General features: G+C 48.7%; 17 protein-coding genes. 13 read left to right on the top strand and 4 right to left on the bottom strand.

Annotated elements, in window-relative coordinates:
* The first annotated feature begins 302 nt into the window (after positions 1-302).
* Complete coding sequence (locus ACXAD6_RS18120; RefSeq protein ID WP_474970106.1) at positions 303-770, top strand: NUDIX hydrolase; 468 nt, start codon at positions 303-305, stop codon at positions 768-770.
* Positions 771-825: 55 nt separating this feature from the next.
* Entirely contained in the window at positions 826-2,094 is a 1,269-nt protein-coding gene (locus ACXAD6_RS18115) for a M48 family metallopeptidase (RefSeq protein ID WP_474970105.1), read from the top strand.
* A gap of 35 nt (positions 2,095-2,129) precedes the next feature.
* On the opposite strand, the gene ACXAD6_RS18110 is transcribed toward ACXAD6_RS18115, so the two are convergent.
* Both ACXAD6_RS18110 and ACXAD6_RS18105 read right to left on the bottom strand, forming a co-directional pair.
* Positions 2,130-2,651, bottom strand: coding sequence for a PilZ domain-containing protein (locus ACXAD6_RS18110; RefSeq protein WP_474970104.1), 522 nt, complete (start codon positions 2,649-2,651; stop codon positions 2,130-2,132).
* Positions 2,652-2,882: 231 nt separating this feature from the next.
* The gene (locus ACXAD6_RS18105) at positions 2,883-3,026 is read right to left on the bottom strand and encodes a LapA family protein (RefSeq protein ID WP_474970103.1); all 144 of its coding nucleotides are present in this window, start codon (positions 3,024-3,026) and stop codon (positions 2,883-2,885) included.
* A gap of 132 nt (positions 3,027-3,158) precedes the next feature.
* Between ACXAD6_RS18105 and ACXAD6_RS18100 the strand changes: the two genes are divergently transcribed.
* The 7 genes from ACXAD6_RS18100 (at position 3,159) to rlmH (ending at position 10,181) form a co-directional block, all read left to right on the top strand.
* Complete coding sequence (locus ACXAD6_RS18100; RefSeq protein WP_474970102.1) at positions 3,159-4,520, top strand: sigma-54 interaction domain-containing protein; 1,362 nt, start codon at positions 3,159-3,161, stop codon at positions 4,518-4,520.
* 194 nt (positions 4,521-4,714) lie between these two features.
* Positions 4,715-5,410, top strand: a complete 696-nt coding sequence (locus ACXAD6_RS18095; RefSeq protein WP_474970459.1) for a CoA transferase subunit A — start codon at positions 4,715-4,717, stop codon at positions 5,408-5,410.
* Positions 5,411-5,427: 17 nt separating this feature from the next.
* Positions 5,428-6,108 carry a 3-oxoacid CoA-transferase subunit B gene (locus ACXAD6_RS18090; RefSeq protein ID WP_474970101.1) on the top strand — a complete coding sequence of 227 codons (681 nt, stop codon included), beginning with the start codon at positions 5,428-5,430 and terminating at the stop codon, positions 6,106-6,108.
* Between the two features lie 13 nt (positions 6,109-6,121).
* A complete protein-coding gene (locus tag ACXAD6_RS18085) occupies positions 6,122-6,898 on the top strand; it encodes a 3-hydroxybutyrate dehydrogenase (RefSeq protein WP_474970100.1) in 777 nt (258 codons plus the stop codon).
* A gap of 17 nt (positions 6,899-6,915) precedes the next feature.
* Positions 6,916-8,094: a thiolase family protein gene (locus tag ACXAD6_RS18080; protein WP_474970099.1), complete on the top strand. Its 1,179-nt coding sequence runs from the start codon at positions 6,916-6,918 to the stop codon at positions 8,092-8,094.
* Positions 8,095-8,130: 36 nt separating this feature from the next.
* Complete coding sequence (locus ACXAD6_RS18075; RefSeq protein ID WP_160837508.1) at positions 8,131-9,414, top strand: GntP family permease; 1,284 nt, start codon at positions 8,131-8,133, stop codon at positions 9,412-9,414.
* 287 nt (positions 9,415-9,701) lie between these two features.
* Positions 9,702-10,181 carry a 23S rRNA (pseudouridine(1915)-N(3))-methyltransferase RlmH gene (gene rlmH / locus ACXAD6_RS18070; RefSeq protein ID WP_206934881.1) on the top strand — a complete coding sequence of 160 codons (480 nt, stop codon included), beginning with the start codon at positions 9,702-9,704 and terminating at the stop codon, positions 10,179-10,181.
* Between the two features lie 94 nt (positions 10,182-10,275).
* On the opposite strand, the gene ACXAD6_RS18065 is transcribed toward rlmH, so the two are convergent.
* Entirely contained in the window at positions 10,276-10,896 is a 621-nt protein-coding gene (locus ACXAD6_RS18065) for a GntR family transcriptional regulator (protein ID WP_474970098.1), read from the bottom strand.
* 201 nt (positions 10,897-11,097) lie between these two features.
* Between ACXAD6_RS18065 and garR the strand changes: the two genes are divergently transcribed.
* The 4 genes from garR to ACXAD6_RS18045 all read left to right on the top strand — a co-directional run bounded on the left by garR (position 11,098) and on the right by ACXAD6_RS18045 (position 18,075).
* Positions 11,098-12,012 carry a 2-hydroxy-3-oxopropionate reductase gene (gene garR / locus ACXAD6_RS18060; RefSeq protein WP_474970097.1) on the top strand — a complete coding sequence of 305 codons (915 nt, stop codon included), beginning with the start codon at positions 11,098-11,100 and terminating at the stop codon, positions 12,010-12,012.
* Positions 12,013-12,036: 24 nt separating this feature from the next.
* Positions 12,037-13,464 carry a four-carbon acid sugar kinase family protein gene (locus ACXAD6_RS18055; RefSeq protein WP_474970096.1) on the top strand — a complete coding sequence of 476 codons (1,428 nt, stop codon included), beginning with the start codon at positions 12,037-12,039 and terminating at the stop codon, positions 13,462-13,464.
* Positions 13,465-13,536: 72 nt separating this feature from the next.
* The gene (locus tag ACXAD6_RS18050) at positions 13,537-14,892 is read left to right on the top strand and encodes a GntP family permease (RefSeq protein WP_474970095.1); all 1,356 of its coding nucleotides are present in this window, start codon (positions 13,537-13,539) and stop codon (positions 14,890-14,892) included.
* 309 nt (positions 14,893-15,201) lie between these two features.
* On the top strand, positions 15,202-18,075 hold the full coding sequence (locus tag ACXAD6_RS18045; RefSeq protein WP_474970094.1) for a DEAD/DEAH box helicase: 2,874 nt from the start codon (positions 15,202-15,204) through the stop codon (positions 18,073-18,075).
* A gap of 38 nt (positions 18,076-18,113) precedes the next feature.
* Here the strand turns inward: ACXAD6_RS18045 and ACXAD6_RS18040 are convergent, their stop codons facing one another.
* The gene (locus tag ACXAD6_RS18040; RefSeq protein WP_224868766.1) at positions 18,114-18,506 is read right to left on the bottom strand and encodes a (deoxy)nucleoside triphosphate pyrophosphohydrolase; all 393 of its coding nucleotides are present in this window, start codon (positions 18,504-18,506) and stop codon (positions 18,114-18,116) included.
* Between the last annotated feature and the right edge of the window lie 44 nt (positions 18,507-18,550).

The following is an 18,550-nucleotide window of genomic DNA, read 5'->3' as shown; positions in this document are numbered from 1 at the left end:
CTTCCATCATCTAATTATTTATGGTTTGCCTGAGACATACAACCTTGAGAAAACAATCAATTATAAACGATTTTTTTCCAAAACAAGATCGTCCGTCTTAACGTCCTTTTTTTGGGGGGGTTTATGCTGAAAAAAGGGAGGGGAGCACCAGCCGGCCTTCTGTTTACCCATATATCCTTGAATAGGTGGAAATCCTTATATTCATTTAAGTCACAGCTGCTCCAAAAAAATAAAGGACTCCCGCCCCCGTCCGGCGTAAGTAATAGGAATGGGATTTGTTAACGAAAAAAGGGGGCAGACGGATGGATGTACGATTCCGCAGCGACGGCCGGTTTTTCAATCACCGCGCCGCCGGCATACTGATCGAGCAGGGGCATGTGCTGTTACATAAACAAAAGAAAGATGCCCACTGGTCCCTGCCGGGTGGTGGCATTGAGCTCGGCGAGGATTCGATGAATACGATCATCCGTGAGATGAGGGAGGAACTCGGCTGGGAGGTCGAGGTCGAGCGTACGGTCTGGATTGCCGAAAGCTTTTTCCCTCACCGCGGGGAAGCGCTTCATGAGGTGGCTTTTTACTATGCGCTGGAAACGAAGGAGCCACAGTTCAGGACCGGTCCTTTTTCCGGTAAAGAAGGCGATCGTCTTATCTATCAGTGGATTGCTCTGGATGATCTGTCCCTGCATGAGGTGAAGCCGGCGTTTCTTAAGAAGTCGCTGCTGGAAATTCCAGATCATCTGATGCATCTGATCCTGAAGGAAACGTTCTAAGCGGACGGGCGGGCTCGTACACTATGACGAATGCGTATGTCAGGGAGGGCAGGCAGTGAAGAAAAAATTTATCACATGGACGTTCATTCTCTACGGCCTCTATAGTCTGGTGCTGGGCCTGTATTTTTTCCAGTGGTCAAACCCCGGCGTGCCTCCGGAATACGAAGGGACCGCCGCCGATCCGGCGACATTTATGACCGCGAGGGAGCTTGAACTCAGTCAGGAATACTCGACCTATCAGAACTTCCTCTCCTTTCTCGGCGAGCCGTTGGAATGGATCGTCTATCTCGGTGTGATGGTTTTCGGCGCGTCGATCGTCTTCAAGCAGTTCGGGGAGAAGGTGTCACGCTTCCGCATCATCCAGATTCCGTTGTTTGTGCTGTTGTTATCGACGCTGACATCGATCCTGCTATTCCCGATCGATTACGTAAAGCGGCGCTTGTCGGTGGAGTACGGCATTTCCACCCAGAGCTTTTCAAGCTGGATGCGCGATGAGCTGCTCAGCTTCTGGATCGGCTGGCTCATCATGGCCGTTCTCATTACTGTCTTATATTTCCTCATGAAAAAATTCGAAAAGCGCTGGTGGCTGATCGCCTGGCTGCTGATGATCCCGTTTCTCATTTTCATGATGTACCTGCAGCCGGTCGTCATCGACCCGCTGTATAATGATTTCGGTGAACTGCAGGACAAACAGCTCGAGGAAAAAATTCTCACACTCGCCGATGAAGCGGATATTCCTGCTGATCGTGTTTATGAAGTGAACATGTCGGAGAAAACGAACAGCATGAACGCTTATGTGAACGGCATCGGATCCAATCTCCGCATCGTCTTATGGGATACGACCCTGAACCGGCTTCAGGAAAACGAAGTGCTTTTCATCATGGCGCATGAAATCGGCCACTACGTCATGAACCACCTGTATTGGAATCTTGCCGGGGCCATCTTCGCCACCTTCCTTGGACTGCTGGTGACCTATCACCTGCTGCGGTGGGCGGTGCGGCGCTACGGGGAAAAGCTCGGCTTCACGAAAGTGTCCGACATCGCGAGTCTGCCGATGTTTTATTTGATCCTGACGCTGCTCTCTTTCCTTGCAAGTCCTGTGGAGCTTGCGATATCACGCAATGCGGAAGCGGATGCCGACCGTTATGCGATCGAGATGACACAGGATACGGAAGCGGCCGTCGGGTCCTTCCAGGAGCTCACCGTCAACGGTTTGAGTGACGTCGATCCACCGGCGCTCGTGAAGTACCTGCGCTACGGGCATCCGACAATGATGGAACGGATCTATATGCTGGAAAACTATGAGCTGAGCGAAGAGAAGTAGGCAAGAGCCTCCGGGTGTCCGGGGGCTTGTTCTATTCAGAGTGCCTTTTTATTTTTCACAATCTGCAGCTGATACAGGATGCGCTCCAGGCGCTCCCGGTTCTTTTCGCTGATTTCGATGAACTCCACCCCATAGACAACGGCGGAGCTTGATAACTCCTCGTGTTTCCGGGCCATCCGGGCCTGCAGGTCAAACTCTTCGTCGTTCAAGAAAAAGTGCAGCGCAATGGTGATGTTCTCCTGGATGGGGATGTTGTACGGTGATGAAAATTTCAATCCGGTGAGGCTGATGTTTTCGATGTAGCTGATAAAGTATTTCTGGTTCAAGGCTTTGAACCGTTTGGTATCGATATCAATGATGATGATTTTACTTTCGACATGGGGTACATCGACCCGGAGGCTTCTTTGTACGTACGGTTGTTTCGACGGGGGGCCGCTTCTTGCGGGGGGATCGGCAGCTGTTGGAGCGTCCGCTGCCTTTTTCTTAAGAAGATCTTTCATTAATAACACGGTAAACACGACAATGATCAGGGCTTCTGCCCATACGATATAAACCAAGACAACCACCTCGTATTCCTTCAAGTGTATCCCGGTTCTCTTTCTGACTGGTCCGGGCCGAAAGGTTGTATGGATGCGGTCTCCCGTTTTTTTATTTTTGGCGGCTTCACGCTCCTTTTGTGGGTATTTTTATTGATTTTATTGCATGATATAGGTATTTGCTTTTACATATCCATGTTTGTTTTAGGGAAAGCTGTGATTTTTACTAAAACATAGGAAGAGTATAACCTATTATAAGGAATGGTCCTCGTCTCTTTCCCGCTCCAGACGGTCCAGCCGCTCCTTCAACCTCTTATTCTCTTTTTTCGCCTGTTCCGCTGTATAAAAAGCTCCGACGGCCAAAGATAAGGCCAACCAGCTCCACAACCAGTCCATATCAAACACCTCCCTTTCCCATCCTATCATGGTAAAAAAAGGAGGTGGGGTATCTAGCAACGCCAGCTCTCTTTTGATAGACTCAAAGTAGCGACTATTGAAAACGTTATCATAGTAAAGGAGTGACCCAGGATGCCATCGATGCTTGAGGAGCGCAATCATGTGCTGGAGACGCTGTTTGGCAATGTGAAGCACTGTATCGTCGTCGTCGACCGGGCCGGCCGGATTTCCTATATGAATGAAAGCTACGGCCGGTTTTTAGAAGTCGACCAAAAAGAAATCACCGGCCGCCACGTGACCGAAGTGATCGAGAATACGCGGATGCACATCGTCGTCGACACCGGGGAGGAGGAGATGGCCGATCTCCAGAAGATCCGCGGCGATTATATGATCGCCCACCGGATTCCGCTCCAGGAGGACGGCGAGGTGATCGGCGCCCTCGGCATGGTGCTGTTCCGCGATACCGACGAATGGAAAATTATGAACACCCACATCAAGGACCTCCTGCTTGAGCTCGAGACATACCGCAGCCAGATGCAGCACGTGAACGGCGCCAAGTATTCGCTTCATGACATCATCACCACCTCACCGGAAGTACTGCAGGTCAAGGAAAAGATCCGCAAAACCGCCTACAGCGACGTGTCGGTGCTCGTCCGCGGCGAAAGCGGGACAGGCAAGGAATTGTTCGCCCACAGCATCCATCACTTGAGTGAGCGGAGCCAGCAGCCCTTCATCAAGGTGAACTGTGCGGCCATCCCGGAGCATTTGATCGAAGCGGAGCTGTTCGGCTACCAGGAAGGAGCGTTTACCGGTGCGAAAAAAGGCGGTAAGCCGGGCAAATTTCAGCTCGCCCACGGCGGCACGCTGTTTCTTGATGAAATCGGCGACATGCCGCTCCACGCCCAGGTGAAAATCCTCCGTGCCCTGCAGGAAGGCGAAATCGAAGCGGTCGGCGCAGAGAAGCCGCAGGCCATCGACGTCCGCATCATCGCTGCCACCAACCGGCCGCTCGAAGCGCTTATCAAGGAGGACAAATTCCGGGAGGATCTCTTCTACCGCATCAATGTCGTCCAGATCGATATTCCTCCGCTCCGCAGACGCCGGGGCGACATCAAGGTGCTCACGAAGTTTCTGTTGAAAAAGCTCAGTGACCGGACCGGCAAACGGGTCGAGACGCTCGCCCCGGACGTGGAGGCTCGCTTTAACAAACACGACTGGCCGGGGAATGTCCGTGAACTGGAAAACGTCATCGAATCCGCCATTCATATGACGGACGACGGGGAAATCCGTTACGGCGACCTGCCGGATTACCTGTCATCATCCGGAAACGGTCAGCGCGCCGGACAGACGCTCAAGGACGTCGTTGAGGAAGCGGAAAAAGCGGCGATCCTCCGCGCAATCGAAGAAGCGGACGGTGACAAATGTACAGCCGCCGACCGCCTCGGCATCGGCAAATCAAGCTTGTACGACAAAGTGAAAAAGTACGACCTGTAAGCCATTCCAGATTTCAGGAATCCGTTCCGGAAATCCGGAATGGGTTTTTTTATGCCGTTTTGTAAGGGTTTTCATGAATGGTAAATCAGTTTTTCCATAAATCCGGAAACCGGAAAACCAGATTCCTTTAGTACCGCGGTTGAAAAGTTGGCATGAAACTTGCATGTAGAAGGATGGAAGGGGTGGAAACCAATATGAAACACATGTACACATCATTTCAGGAAGCGGTTAAGGACATAAACGATCACTCAACGATTATGGTCGGAGGATTCGGACTCGTCGGAATCCCGGAAAATCTCATTTTGGCACTCGTCGAATCGAACGTGAAGCATCTCACCGTCATCAGCAACAACTGCGGCGTTGACGACTGGGGGCTCGGCCTGCTTTTGGAAAACAAACAGATTGATAAGATGATCGGCTCCTACGTCGGCGAAAACAAGGAATTCGAACGCCAGGTGCTCGCAGGTGAACTGGAAGTCGAGCTCACGCCGCAGGGAACGCTCGCAGAACGCATCCGCGCAGGCGGCGCCGGCATTCCGGCTTTCTATACACCGGCAGGCGTCGGAACACCGATTGCGGAAGGAAAAGAAGTGCGCACCTTCGACGGCAAAGACTATCTGCTGCAGACCGGACTTACCGCTGATGTCAGCCTCGTCCGTGCCCTGAAGGGTGACAAGCACGGCAACCTCATTTATAACAAAACGGCGCGCAACTTCAACCCGATGATGGCCGCTGCCGGTGCGGTCACGATCGCCGAAGTCGAAGAGCTGGTCGAGCCGGGCGAACTGCATGCCGATCAGATCCACACGCCGGGCATCTACGTACAGGGACTCATTGAAGGACAGCAGGAAAAACGCATCGAACGCCGGACCGTACGCACTCACGCATAACAAAAGGAGGGGCTATTATGGCCGTAGAAATGGATAAAGCGGCAGTCAGGGAACTGATTGCCCGACGTGCTGAAAAGGAAATTGAAAGCGGTTACTATGTGAACCTTGGAATCGGAATGCCGACGATGGTCGCCAACTACATCGATGCGGATAAGGAAGTTGTCCTGCAGTCGGAAAACGGACTGCTCGGCATTGGACGCTCTCCGTACGAAGAGGAAGTCGACCCGGACTTGATCAACGCCGGAAAAGAAACCGTCACCGCCTCCATCGGCGCCGCCTACTGTGACAGTGCGGAATCGTTCGCGATGATCCGCGGTGAGCACCTCGACCTTGCGATTTTAGGCGGCATGGAAGTCGCAGAGAACGGCGATCTCGCCAACTGGATGATCCCCGGAAAAATGATCAAAGGCATGGGCGGGGCGATGGATATCGTCCACGGCTCCAAAAAAGTCGTCATCATCATGGACCACGTGAACAAGCACGGCGATCCGAAAATCCTGAAGGAATGCCGTCTCCCGCTCACAGGAAAAGGCGTCGTCGACCGCATCATCACCGAGCGTGCCGTCATGGACGTAACAGAGGAAGGTCTGAAGCTGATCGAAATCGCCGAAGGCTGGACAGTGGATGAAATCAAGGCATCGACAGAAGCGGATCTGATCGTCAGCGACGAGCTGATGACAATCCAGTCCAACACGTGAGGAGGAACACCGGATGGTAGAAAATAAAGTCGTCTTCATTACAGGCGCGGCCAGCGGCATCGGCTATGAAATCGGCACCGAGTTTGCCAAGAACGACGCCAAGGTCGTCCTGAGCGATATAAACGAGGAAAAAGTGAAGGAAGCCGAAAAGCAGCTGTCTTCAGAAGGGTATGACGTCACAGGGCTCGTCTGTGACGTGACGAAGGAAAAGGATATCCAGGACGCCATCAATAAGACGGTGGAAAAGTACGGCCGTCTCGACGTGCTCGTCAACAACGCCGGCCTCCAACACGTTTCGTCCATCGAGGAGTTTCCGACAGAGAAGTTCGAGCTGATTACGAAGATCATGCTTGTTGCGCCGTTCATGGCGACAAAGCATGTGTTCCCGATTATGAAAAAGCAGGGCTTCGGCCGCATCCTCAACATGGCCTCCATCAACGGCCTGATCGGATTCGCCGGCAAGTCCGCCTACAACAGCGCCAAGCACGGCGTCATCGGTCTCACAAAAGTGACCGCTCTGGAAGGCGCGGAGGACGGCATTACCGTCAACGCCATCTGCCCGGGCTATGTCGATACACCGCTCGTCCGCAACCAGCTTGAGGATCTCGCCAACAACCGCGGCGTCTCGCTCGATAAGGCACTCGAGGAAGTTATCTATCCGCTCGTCCCGCAGAAGCGTCTCCTAAAAGTCCAGGAAATTGCCGACTACGCGCTGTTTTTAGCCAGTGATAAAGCGAAAGGCATTACCGGTCAGGCGGCTGTCATCGACGGCGGCTATACGACTCAGTAACCGAAAGGGGTATTTCAATGAAACCCGTATATATCGTAGAAGGAGCGCGCACGCCGTTCGGTACGTTCGGCGGCGCCCTCAAAGACGTGGAGCCGACAGACCTCGGCATCACTGCAGGAAAAGAAGCGCTGAAGCGGAGCGGTATCGACGCCGGCAGCATCGACTTTTCCGTCATCGGCAACGTCATTCATTCATCTCAAAATGCACCGTACATGGCGCGCCACATCGCGCTGAAAACAGGCATCCCGATGGAAAGCCCGGCCCTTGCCGTCAACCGCCTCTGCGGTTCGGGCATGCAGTCCGTCGTATCCGCAGCCCAGTCCATTCTCCTCGGGGAAGGGGAAACCGCCCTTGCCGGCGGTGTCGACAGCATGAGTCTCGCCCCGTACGCCCTGCGCGGCAGCCGTTTTGGTACGAAGCTCGGCACACCGAAGGTCGATGATATGCTCTGGTCTGCGCTTACCGATGAGTACATCGGTGCCGGCATGGGCATGACAGGAGAAAATCTGGCCGAGCGTTACGAAATCTCACGCGAAGCCCAGGATGAATATGCGACCCGCAGTCACCAGCGTGCCGCCGAAGCCCGCCGCTCCGGCCGTTTTGCTGAGGAAATCGCTCCAGTGGAAGTGAAGGGACGCAAAGGCACGACCGTCGTCGATCAGGACGAGCACATCCGGGAAGACACGAATTCAGAAAAGCTGGCCAAGCTGAAGCCCGCCTTCAAAAAAGACGGCAGTGTCACAGGCGGAAACGCGAGCGGCATCAATGACGGCGCTGGAGCGGTCGTTCTGGCCAGTGAAAACTACGTACACGACCACAGTTTAAGCCCTGTGGCAAGAATCGTCTCCTGGTCCGTGGCCGGTGTGGATCCGCACTACATGGGCATCGGCCCTGCGCCGGCAATCCGTCAGGCGCTTGAAAAAGCGGAGCTCTCCCTTGAGGATATGGATCTTATCGAAGTGAACGAAGCCTTTGCCGCGCAGTATCTGGCGGTGGAAAAAGAGCTCGGGATCGACCGTGAGAAAGTGAACGTCAACGGCGGTGCGATCGCGCTCGGCCACCCGGTCGGCGCCAGCGGGACCCGCGTGCTGTATACGATGATCAAGGAATTGAAGCGGCGCGGTGGACGCTATGGCGTTGCTTCGCTCTGCATCGGAGGCGGACAGGGGATTGCCATGGTCGTCGAAACCGTCTAAAATCTTAACGTAAAAATCATTTAGGGGGAAACACCAATGTTCGGGATATTACTCGGCCTCATCGTCCTGATGGCGCTCGCCTACCTCGGCTGGTCGATCATCTGGGTCGCACCGATCGCTGCCGGCGTCGTCGCCGTCACCGGCGGCCTCGACCTGCTCGATGCTTATAAAGATACGTACATGGGCGGCTTTGTCGCCTTTGCGAAATCATGGTTCCCGGTCTTCATGCTCGGGGCGATCTTCGGAAAACTGATGGAGGACACCGGCATGGCCCGCTCGGTCGCCGTCGCATTCACAAAAGTGATCGGCACCAAGCGCGCCATCCTCGGCGTACTCGTCTCCGCCGCCGTCTTAACGTACGGCGGGGTGAGCTTGTTCGTCGTCGTCTTCGCCGTCTATCCGCTCGCCTTATCGCTGTTCCGGGAAGCCAACATCAGCCGGAAGCTCATACCAGCGACCGTCGGGCTCGGCGCCTTCACCTTCACGATGACGGCCCTGCCTGGTACACCGCAGATCCAAAACCTCATTCCAATGGAATACTTCGGTACAACCGCATCCGCGGCTCCGGTCATGGGGATCGTCGCCGCCATCATCATGGCGGTCGGAGGCTATTTGTACCTGCGCTTTAGAGAGAAACAGCTGCGCGACAGAGGCGACATCTTCGTCGAACCGGAGGATAAAAGTTCACTCGGTGACGTGGAGCGCGAGCCGCACTTCATTCTGTCGATTCTACCGCTGCTGACCGTGTTACTAACACTCAACTTGCTGCAATGGGATGTCGTCACCGCATTAATCGCAGGAATTCTTTTAATTATGCTGTTGAACATTACCTTGTTCAAAAAGTTCGTCACATCCATCAACAAAGGGGCGAGCGGATCGGTCATTGCCATCATCAATACCAGTGCCGCCGTCGGCTTCGGGACCGTCGTCCGCGAAGTGCCCGGCTTTGAGAAGCTCACGCAGATCCTCGTCGGCATCAAAGGCAACCCGCTCATCTCGGAAGCGGTCGCCGTCAACGTCCTCGCCGGCGCCACAGGCTCTGCTTCCGGCGGCCTCGGCATCGCCCTGGAAGCGCTCGGCTCCAAGTACTATCAAATCGCCCAGGACACCGGCATCAGCGCCGAAGCATTCCACCGCGTCGCTTCCCTGTCCTCCGGCGGCCTCGACGTACTGCCGCACAACGGAGCGGTGCTCACGCTGTTTGCGATCACCGGCATGACCCACAAGGACAGCTACCGCGATATCTTCGTCGTCGCACTTCTGATCCCGGTCATTTCTGTTGCGGTCGTCATTCTGTTGAATACGATTGGCATTCTATAAAGAGAGTAAAACTGGTCATGGTGATAGTCACGTTCCGCTTATCGGTGGCTGCTTGCCGCGGGCACGACCTCAGCTAACTTGGGCAGCAAAACCATCTGCCCAAGTGGATCTTCGGTCCGTGCTGTTCCCGCAGGCGTCACCACCGAACGCTGCTCGTGACCTTAACTTAAAAGAGAGTAAACACCCTCTCAAGCTTGAATGAACACCACAGGTATCCTGTGGTGTTTTTCTATTCCTGGAATCGTCATGGTAAACTAGAGGAAACAGAACGTACGGGAGGAAGCACCATGAAATTAACGATTGTCACGGTAGGAAAACTGAAAGAAAAGTATTTGAAGCAGGGAATCGCCGAATACGTGAAGCGTCTCGGACCTTACGCCAAAGTCGAGGTCGTCGAAGTACCTGACGAAAAAGCTCCGGAAAATCTGAGTGAAGCGCAGATGCTTGAAGTGAAGCAGAAGGAAGGCGAGCGTATCCTGAGCAAGATCTCCCAGGATACGTACGTTATTACGCTTGAAATTGAAGGGAAGCAGCTGACATCTGAGAAGCTTGCGAAAAAGATGGACGAGCTTGCGACGTACGGAAAGAGCAAAGTGGCGTTTGTGATTGGAGGGTCCCTGGGGCTTAGTGATGAGGTACTGGAGAGAAGTGACTTCGGACTGTCATTTTCAAATATGACGTTCCCGCATCAGTTGATGCGGTTGATGCTGGTGGAGCAGGTGTACAGGGCGTTTAAGATTAATCGGAATGAGCCGTATCATAAGTAAGGCTATTAGTTTCCTAAAACGAAAGAGAAGGTTATTCCAAAGTGAATAACCTTCTCTTTCGTTATTTAGAATTCAATGATCTTAGCAGCTCCAGTCACCGGTTCCTGGATATATGTAGGAAGAAGTCCAGATCTGCTTGTAAATGATCCTTCATCAGTGTTTCTGCTCGATCAGGCTCGCGGTTAAGGATGGCCTGATATATGTCCTCATGCTCTTCAATTAATCCAGGTCGGTTATGATACACAACCGTTTTACGAAATAGATAGATGATGGACTGCATGCGGTTAATGGTTTCGATCATAAATGTGTTGTTACTTGCTTCCACAATGACATCATGGAATTGTTTGTTTGACGTCATGGTTTCTTCGTAGTTCCCGTTTTTACTCGAATCAATACAGTCTTTCAAAATGGCTAAGGTCGATGGATCCATATAATTTGCTGCTAGACGAGCGGCATCCCCTTCGAGGAGCATCCGGACCCGGAACATATCGCGCAGATCGGATTCTGTTGGCTGGACGACTCGTTTATCCCTTACAAGTCCTTCTTCTTCCAACTTTCGTAAGGCTTCACGAACCGGCGTGCGGCTTACCCCGAGTGCTTTTGCAAAGCGATCCTCGACTAATTTGGTTTTTCCTTCGATTTCCCCGTTTAAAATTTGCTCCCGAATATATTCATAGGCCTGAGTATAAGCGGAAGCGCGTTTAGATGTACTCATAATCGGTTGGCTTCTTCAATCAGAATTCATAATTTTAAAAGCATGGATTGAATCAGCACTCACGCCCCCTTTTGCTGGTTTTAGTATAACATTTCTATCCTGTCATAAAATGACTGGTCACAAAATGATTATTTTTGTATACAATTTTAAAAATAATGTATACAAAAATGCGATGGTGTAATACAATGGCTTTAACGAATTATGAAAGCGCTATTACAGGAGGTCTTCAGTATGAGAATTGGATTTATTGGATTAGGTATTATGGGAAAGCCGATGGCAGCGAATTTATTGAATGCAGGTTATGACTTAATCGTCTTTGACGTAAATGAGCGTGCGACCGAGGAAGTGAAGGGCCTTGGTGCTTCTACAGGGGTGCATGCCGCTCACGTAGCAAAAGAAAGTGATGTTATTTTCACAATGCTGCCTAAGGGGGAGCATGTAAAAAGTGTTCTGTTTGGTGAAAACGGTATCATAGAAGGGGCGGATGCCGGTACAACGGTTGTGGATATGAGCTCCATTTCGCCGGTCGATACAAGAGCCTTTGCAGATCAATTGGAAGATAAAGGACTATCCCTCATTGATGCCCCTGTTAGTGGTGGGGAGCCAAGAGCGATTGATGGAACACTCTCCTTTATGGTTGGTGGAAGGAAGGAAAAATTCGAAGAAGTTAAACCATTGCTTGAGGTAATGGGAGAGAACATCGTATTAGTGGGTGAGGTTGGAAGTGGAACCACAGCAAAGCTTGCCAACCAAGTGATGGTGAATGTAAATATCGCTGCTATGTCTGAAGCCTTTACTCTTGCTGCCAAGTCCGGTATTGATTTAGAGAAAATGTATGAAGCTGTACGTGGAGGACTTGCTGGAAGTGCTGTACTCGATGCGAAGACGCCTCTTGTCCTGGAGCGCAACTTCAAAGCCGGCGGCCGCATAGATATCAACGCTAAGGATCTTACCAATGTGATAGGAACAGCAGAAGAGCTCGATTTGGACCTGCCTCTTTCCCAGCAGGTGCTTCATATGTTTGAACGTTTAATAGAAGAAGGGAAAGCAGGCGACGATCATGCTGGCTTGATCCAATATTATGAAAAGCAATTTCAAACGAATGGGACTCTTTAAAAGCGAAGCAGAAAGGGTGAAAACATGAATCAAACGATACATGTGAAAGAGTATATAAACAGCTTGAATAACCATGAAGAGAGCAGCGTGAAGCAGCAGTGGGAGCAGGCCTATGCTTCTTTTCAACATAAGATCGTTGTGTTGGATGATGACCCTACAGGTGTTCAAACCGTCCATGACGTAGCTGTCTACACAGATTGGGAGAGAGATACTATTCACAAAGCTTTTCAAGAGGACAATCAAATGTTCTTTATCCTGACGAATTCGAGGTCCTTCAGTGAACAACAAACGGCTGATGTTCACCAGACTATAGCTGAGCGTGTGGAGTCCATCTCTAACCAGACGAATATGCCATACATGTTGATTAGTCGAGGGGACTCTACTTTACGAGGGCATTACCCTTTGGAGACGGATACGTTAAGAAACGCAATCGAAGACCGTTCACATTCTTCCGTGGACGGAGAAATCCTTATTCCCTTTTTCAAAGAAGGGGGCCGCTTTACGATTGAAGGGGTTCACTATGTAAAAAGCGGGAATGATTATATTCCAGCTGGTGAGACCGAATTTGCCAAAGACCGTACGTTTGGTTTTCAATCGAGCGATTTGCGATCCTACGTGGAAGAAAAAACAAAAGGGGCATACGCTGGCGAAGATGTAACAACGATAACCTTAGAATCCTTAAGAGCGATGGATATAGATACGATCCACTCCCAGTTACAGAAGGTGTCCGACTTTGGGAAAGTGGTTGTCGACGCTTTAACTGAAGAGGATCTTCAAGTATTCTCTATTGCCTTAATTCGCTCCATCCAAGCAGGGAAACAATTCTTGTTCCGAACAGCTGCCTCCTTTACAAAAGTCATTGGAAATATTTCTTCCAAACCTCTGCTTACGAAAGAACAGCTCGTTCATAAGCACTCCAATCATGGCGGGCTTATCATCGTAGGGTCACACGTGAATAAGACAACCGAGCAATTGAATGAATTGAAAAAGCTTGAAGATCTTCACGTCATCGAATTTGACAGCCACCTCGTGTTAGATAAGAAAGCATTGGAAAAAGAAGTGGAACGCGTGATTAATGAAGTGGATGAGACTATTCAAAGCGGTCTTTCTACGGTGGTTTATACAAGAAGAGAACGTCTCGACCTTGGGGAAGGCAAGGAAGAGGAGGAACTTAAGCTTTCCGTGGATATTTCAAAAGCGGTTACGAACATCGTACGTTCCCTGTCCAGTCAACCAAAGTATATGATTGCAAAAGGCGGCATTACTTCAAGCGATATCGGTACTCATGGGTTAGGCGTTACCCGAGCGAATGTCATGGGCCAGGTCGCCCCGGGGATACCCGTTTGGCAGACGGATGAAGAAAGCAAGTTTCCCAACCTTCCGTATATTATTTTTCCAGGAAACGTTGGAGACCGAAGTACATTAAAGAATATCGTAGAGTCAATTTCTTGACGAGGCGCCAACCCGTTTTTGTAGAGAGAGGGAAGAACGGGTTGGCTTCTCCACTAAAAAAGGAGTGAGTCCATGTTGTCTGGTAACCTGTTGATTTTGATCTTTTTCCTATCCTTAGCGTTCTTGTTTTTCCTTATTTTAAAAGTAAAGCTGGAGCCATTCTTATCCTTGATCGCTGTCGCTCTTCTTACCGGCCTGATCATAGGAATGCCCGCAGCTGAAGTTCCGGGCATCATTGTAAGCGGTTTCGGTAATACATTGGCTGGTGTAGGGATTCTTATTGGTTTAGGTGTCATCTTTGGACAGTTCCTTGCTGCATCTGGAGCAATCGAAAAGATTGCGCAGTCCATCTTAAAGGTGTTTGGTAAAGAAAAATCCCCTGCAGGACTGTCTTTAACAGGTGCAACGGTTGGGATTCCTGTCTATTTTGATGCTGCCTTCGTTATTTTAACTGGACTTATAAAAAGCTTATCTAGAAAAACAGGAATCTCCATCGTATCGTTTGTGACGGCGCTTGGGGTAGGATTAATTGTCTCCCACAGTATGATTGCTCCAACGCCGGGGCCGTTAGTCGTTGCTGAAAATACAAGCGCAGATCTAGGGTTGTTTATTGTTTACGGCCTTATATGTGCCATACCAGCAACACTGGTAGGCGGCTATTTTTATGGCATGTTCATTGGAAGAAGAGTAAAACAACAACAGGACCCAGAGCAGGGCTTAGCAGAAACCGCTGCTGCTGTAGAAGAAGTGGAAGGACCGACGATCAGCACAGGTTTATCCTATGCCATCCTTACCCTTCCTATCGTATTGATTTTGTTGAATACGATCACGGATCTTGTAGCTGGCGGTACAGGATTAGCGACGGTTTTCGGCTTTATTGGTGACAAAAACGTTGCCCTCTTTATCTCCGTCATCGTTGCTGTTATCGTTCTCCCTAAATACATTAAAGAATCGAACCAAACGTTATACAGCCAGGCTATCAATACAGCAGGAAGTATTCTGCTTATCACGGGTGCCGGTGGTGGATTCGGAGCAGTGATTAATGAAAGTGGTATCGGTGACCACTTAATCCAGACGATGCAGAACTGGAGCATTCCAGTTATCCTGCTCGCCTTCATCTTCTCGCAAATTCTGCGTGCTTCCTTAGGATCTACAACGGTTGCCCTGGTCACAACATCCAGTATCATCGGTCCAATGGTTGCAGAACTAGGTGTCTCTCCTGTTCTCGTCGGCCTCGCGATCTGTGCGGGTGGTGTAGGGTTGTCCCTGCCGAATGATTCTGGATTCTGGGTGGTCAGTCGTTTCAGTAAACTGTCCGTTCCGGATACCCTGCGTGCTTGGACATTAGGTGGTTTTGTAGCAGGGATCAGTGCGCTTGTTATGGTGTTTGTATTAAGCTTGTTCAGCGGTATACTGCCTGGGATTTAAACATAAATACTCGATAGCTTATAAGCTGTCGAGTATTTGTATGTGCAATTGCGTTTATTTTTGGTTCTTAAGCCTAAAAAGTCCACATGTATCTATAGAAGGTCAAAACAGATAGGTTCAAGATATAATTGTAAGAAGACAAGGGTGTACCATAGTTCATACAGATCAAGTTGGAAAGAACGAGGGTGGACCTCGTTCTTTTTCTTTATTCTATTGCTTATCTACTTTAATGTTATATATATCCAGGTATGGTGCATACCTAGTTTTTAAGATAGAAATAAAAGTAGATCAATAGGATGGAGGGTTAAGATGGAATCCATTATTGAGCAGTTACAGAATTCCTTTCATAAGGGATTCATTGACCGTGAATTCTCAACTTCGACTCGTTTTCGGCCCGAACTGTTAGTGAACAATCAACATCAACGTAAGGACGTTCTTACGTCATTAGTGGATGAACTTAAAAATTGTCGCTCGTTTATGTTTTCTGTAGCTTTTATTACGGAAAGTGGATTAGCGACTCTGAAATCACACTTATTAGATTTAAAATCAAAAGGTGTGAGAGGCAAAATACTAACCTCTACGTATCAAATGTTTAATAAACCTAAGGTGTTTAAAGAGCTACTAAAGCTCGACAATGTGGAAGTGCGAATTGCTGATGTGGAAGGTTTCCATTCAAAGGGATACATCTTCCAACATGACACTCATGTCTCTCTTATTGTAGGAAGCTCCAATCTCACAACCAATGCTCTTAAAGTTAATTATGAATGGAACATCAAGTTAACCTCTCATGAAAATGGGGAGATTATTCATCACTTTAATGACCAATTCCAAGTCATGTGGGATCAAGCGGATCATCTTTCAATGGCTTGGATCATGGCGTATGAAGAAAGCTATCAGCCTCCTCAGTTCTTCAAGGTTGCTGAAAAAGCAGCGCCATATGAGCAGAATAAGCTAGGCTATTCTCTATCTATTCAGCCTAACCAAATGCAGATGGCTGCATTGGAAGGCATTCAGCAGGTAAGAACTGAGAATGAAGAAAAGGCTCTGATCGTATCTGCCACGGGTACAGGGAAGACGTATTTATCCGCTTTTGATGTCCGTAGAACACGACCCAAACGGATGTTGTTCATTGTGCATAGAGAACAAATTCTACATAAAGCGAAAAGTGACTTTCAGATAGTGCTGGGCGGTGAGGATAAAGACTTTGGAATCCTTTCAGGTACTAAGCGTGAAACAGATGCTCGTTATTTATTTGCGACAGTCCAAACGATATCAAAATCCAATGTCATGCGAACTTTTGATCAAGAAGCCTTTGATTACATATTAATTGATGAGGTTCATAAAGCCGGCGCGCAGTCTTACTTGAAACTGATCGACTACTTTAAGCCCCAATTTCTGCTTGGTATGACGGCTACTCCTGAGCGTACGGATGGTTTCAACCTTTTTGAGCTGTTTGATTATAACGTGGCTTATGAAATTCGTCTCCAAGAAGCGCTAGAAGCTGATATGCTTACACACTTTCACTATTTTGGGGTAACCGATCTTTCTATCGAGGGCCATGGGTTTACAGAAAATGAGATGTTTACCTACCTAAAAGCAGATGAGCGGGTTGATCATGTTTTGGAGAAGGTAGAATACTATGGCTATTCAGGTGAAAGGGTAGCTGGATTGATTTTTTGTAGTACGAAGAAAGAGGCTGAACAGCTTTCACATCTTATGAACCAGCGTGGCTATAACACCGACTTTCTCACAGGCGATCACTCTCAAGAAACAAGGCAAGCAGCGGTTCAAAAGCTAGAAAACGGTGCTTTGGACTACATTTTAACAGTAGATATTTTCAATGAAGGGATCGACATCCCCTGCATTAACCAAGTCGTTATGCTAAGACAAACACAGTCCAGTATTGTGTTCATTCAACAGCTTGGACGAGGTCTTAGGAAGCATGATACAAAAGACTTTGTTACTGTCATCGATTTTATTGGGAACTACGAAAACAATTACCTGATTCCCATTGCCTTGTCTGGGGATCATTCGCAGAACAAAGATAATATCCGAAGAAGAGTCATTGATACGAGTTATATTCAAGGAAAATCCACAATCAATTTTGAAGAAGTAGCTAAAGAGAGAATTTACGAGTCCATTCGAACAGCTAACCTAACGCAAATGAAGGTGTTGCGTGATGCTTATAAAGAACTGAAGAATAGGATCGGTCGCATTCCAATGCTAGTAGACTTTCAGAAGCACCACTCTATTGATCCTCTCGTTTTGGTAGATAAAAAAGGGAACTATGTAGAATTTTTGGAGGGAGTCAAAGAAGAAGTGGGCCACCTAACCCATAGGGAAAGACAAATCTTAACCATGCTCTCTCAGGAAGTGTTAAATGGAAAAAGAATCAACGAGCCCTTATTGTTGCGTTTGTTATTAGACCACTCGTCGATCTCCTATCCTGAGTACAAAGAAAAAGTATTGGAGCGCGGAGGACGGGTGGATGAACAAACGCTACACTCTGTGGAGCGGATGTTTAGTCTGGAGTTTTTCAAGATTACCGATCAAAAAAAGTATGGAAACAAGCCTATTATTATCTTCGATGGGGATGAAATTAGCTGGGAAGAGGAAATCGCCTCATCCTTGAATGAGAATGCTACCTTCCGTACATTTGTTCAAGATGTTGTGGATGTTGCTATGACCAAAAGCAAGATCTATACTCCGGCACAACCTTTTACTCTTTTTGAAAAATACTCTCGTAAGGATGCTTGTAAGCTTCTGAATTGGGAGAATGATGAAAGCTCAACGGTCTATGGATACAAGCCTAAGTATGGAACATGTCCGATCTTTGTGACTTATCATAAGCCTGAAGAAGTGGAGTCTAGTGTGAACTATGAGGATGAATTCTTAAATCCTGAAGTTCTCACGTGGTATTCCAGAAGTAAACGGACCTTACAATCCAATGAAGTCGTCCAAATCGTTGAAGCGGAGCAAAGAGAGAATGATCTTCACATTTTTGTGAAGAAGGATAACGGGGAAGGTAGTGATTTTTATTACCTTGGGCAAGCGATCCCGGACCAAAACACGGTGGAACAAACCACAATGAATGATGGGGATAAGGAAATTCCTGTAGTTCGCATGAATATGAAACTTGAACATCAAGTGAATCAAAAAATTTATGATTATCTCCATGAGTAATAAGAAATCCCCTTCATACAGAAGGGGATTTCTTATTACTAATTCTTCATCAATAGTTCAACAGCCGGTATGTCGGCAGGAGCCCACTTTAACGAAGGTAAATTCTCTCTATGTAGCCATAGGAGCTTGGAGTGCTCTTGAGCTGTAGGATTGCCTTCAATCAGTTTAGCTCGTAAAGCAATCAATTGGATGATAAAGGAGTCATACTCGTGTGTGTGATCTTTAATTACATCCTGAGCTTCGATTTCACAGGATAGCTCTTCTTGAATTTCCCGTTCCAAAGCTTCCTGTAGGTCTTCACCTTCTTCTACTTTTCCACCAGGAAACTCCCACATGTTTGGAATTGACATCTCTGGTGAGCGAAGGGCGCAAAGTATTTCATTTTCTTCATTTTCAATAACAGCAGCCACGACTTTAACGGTTTTTTTCATTGAAGAACGTCCTTTCCTACTTGATCTACGATTATCGTAGCATA

Source organism: Halobacillus sp. ABH2_015 (genome assembly GCF_056158945.1).
This window is presented reverse-complemented; position numbering and strand designations above follow the sequence as displayed.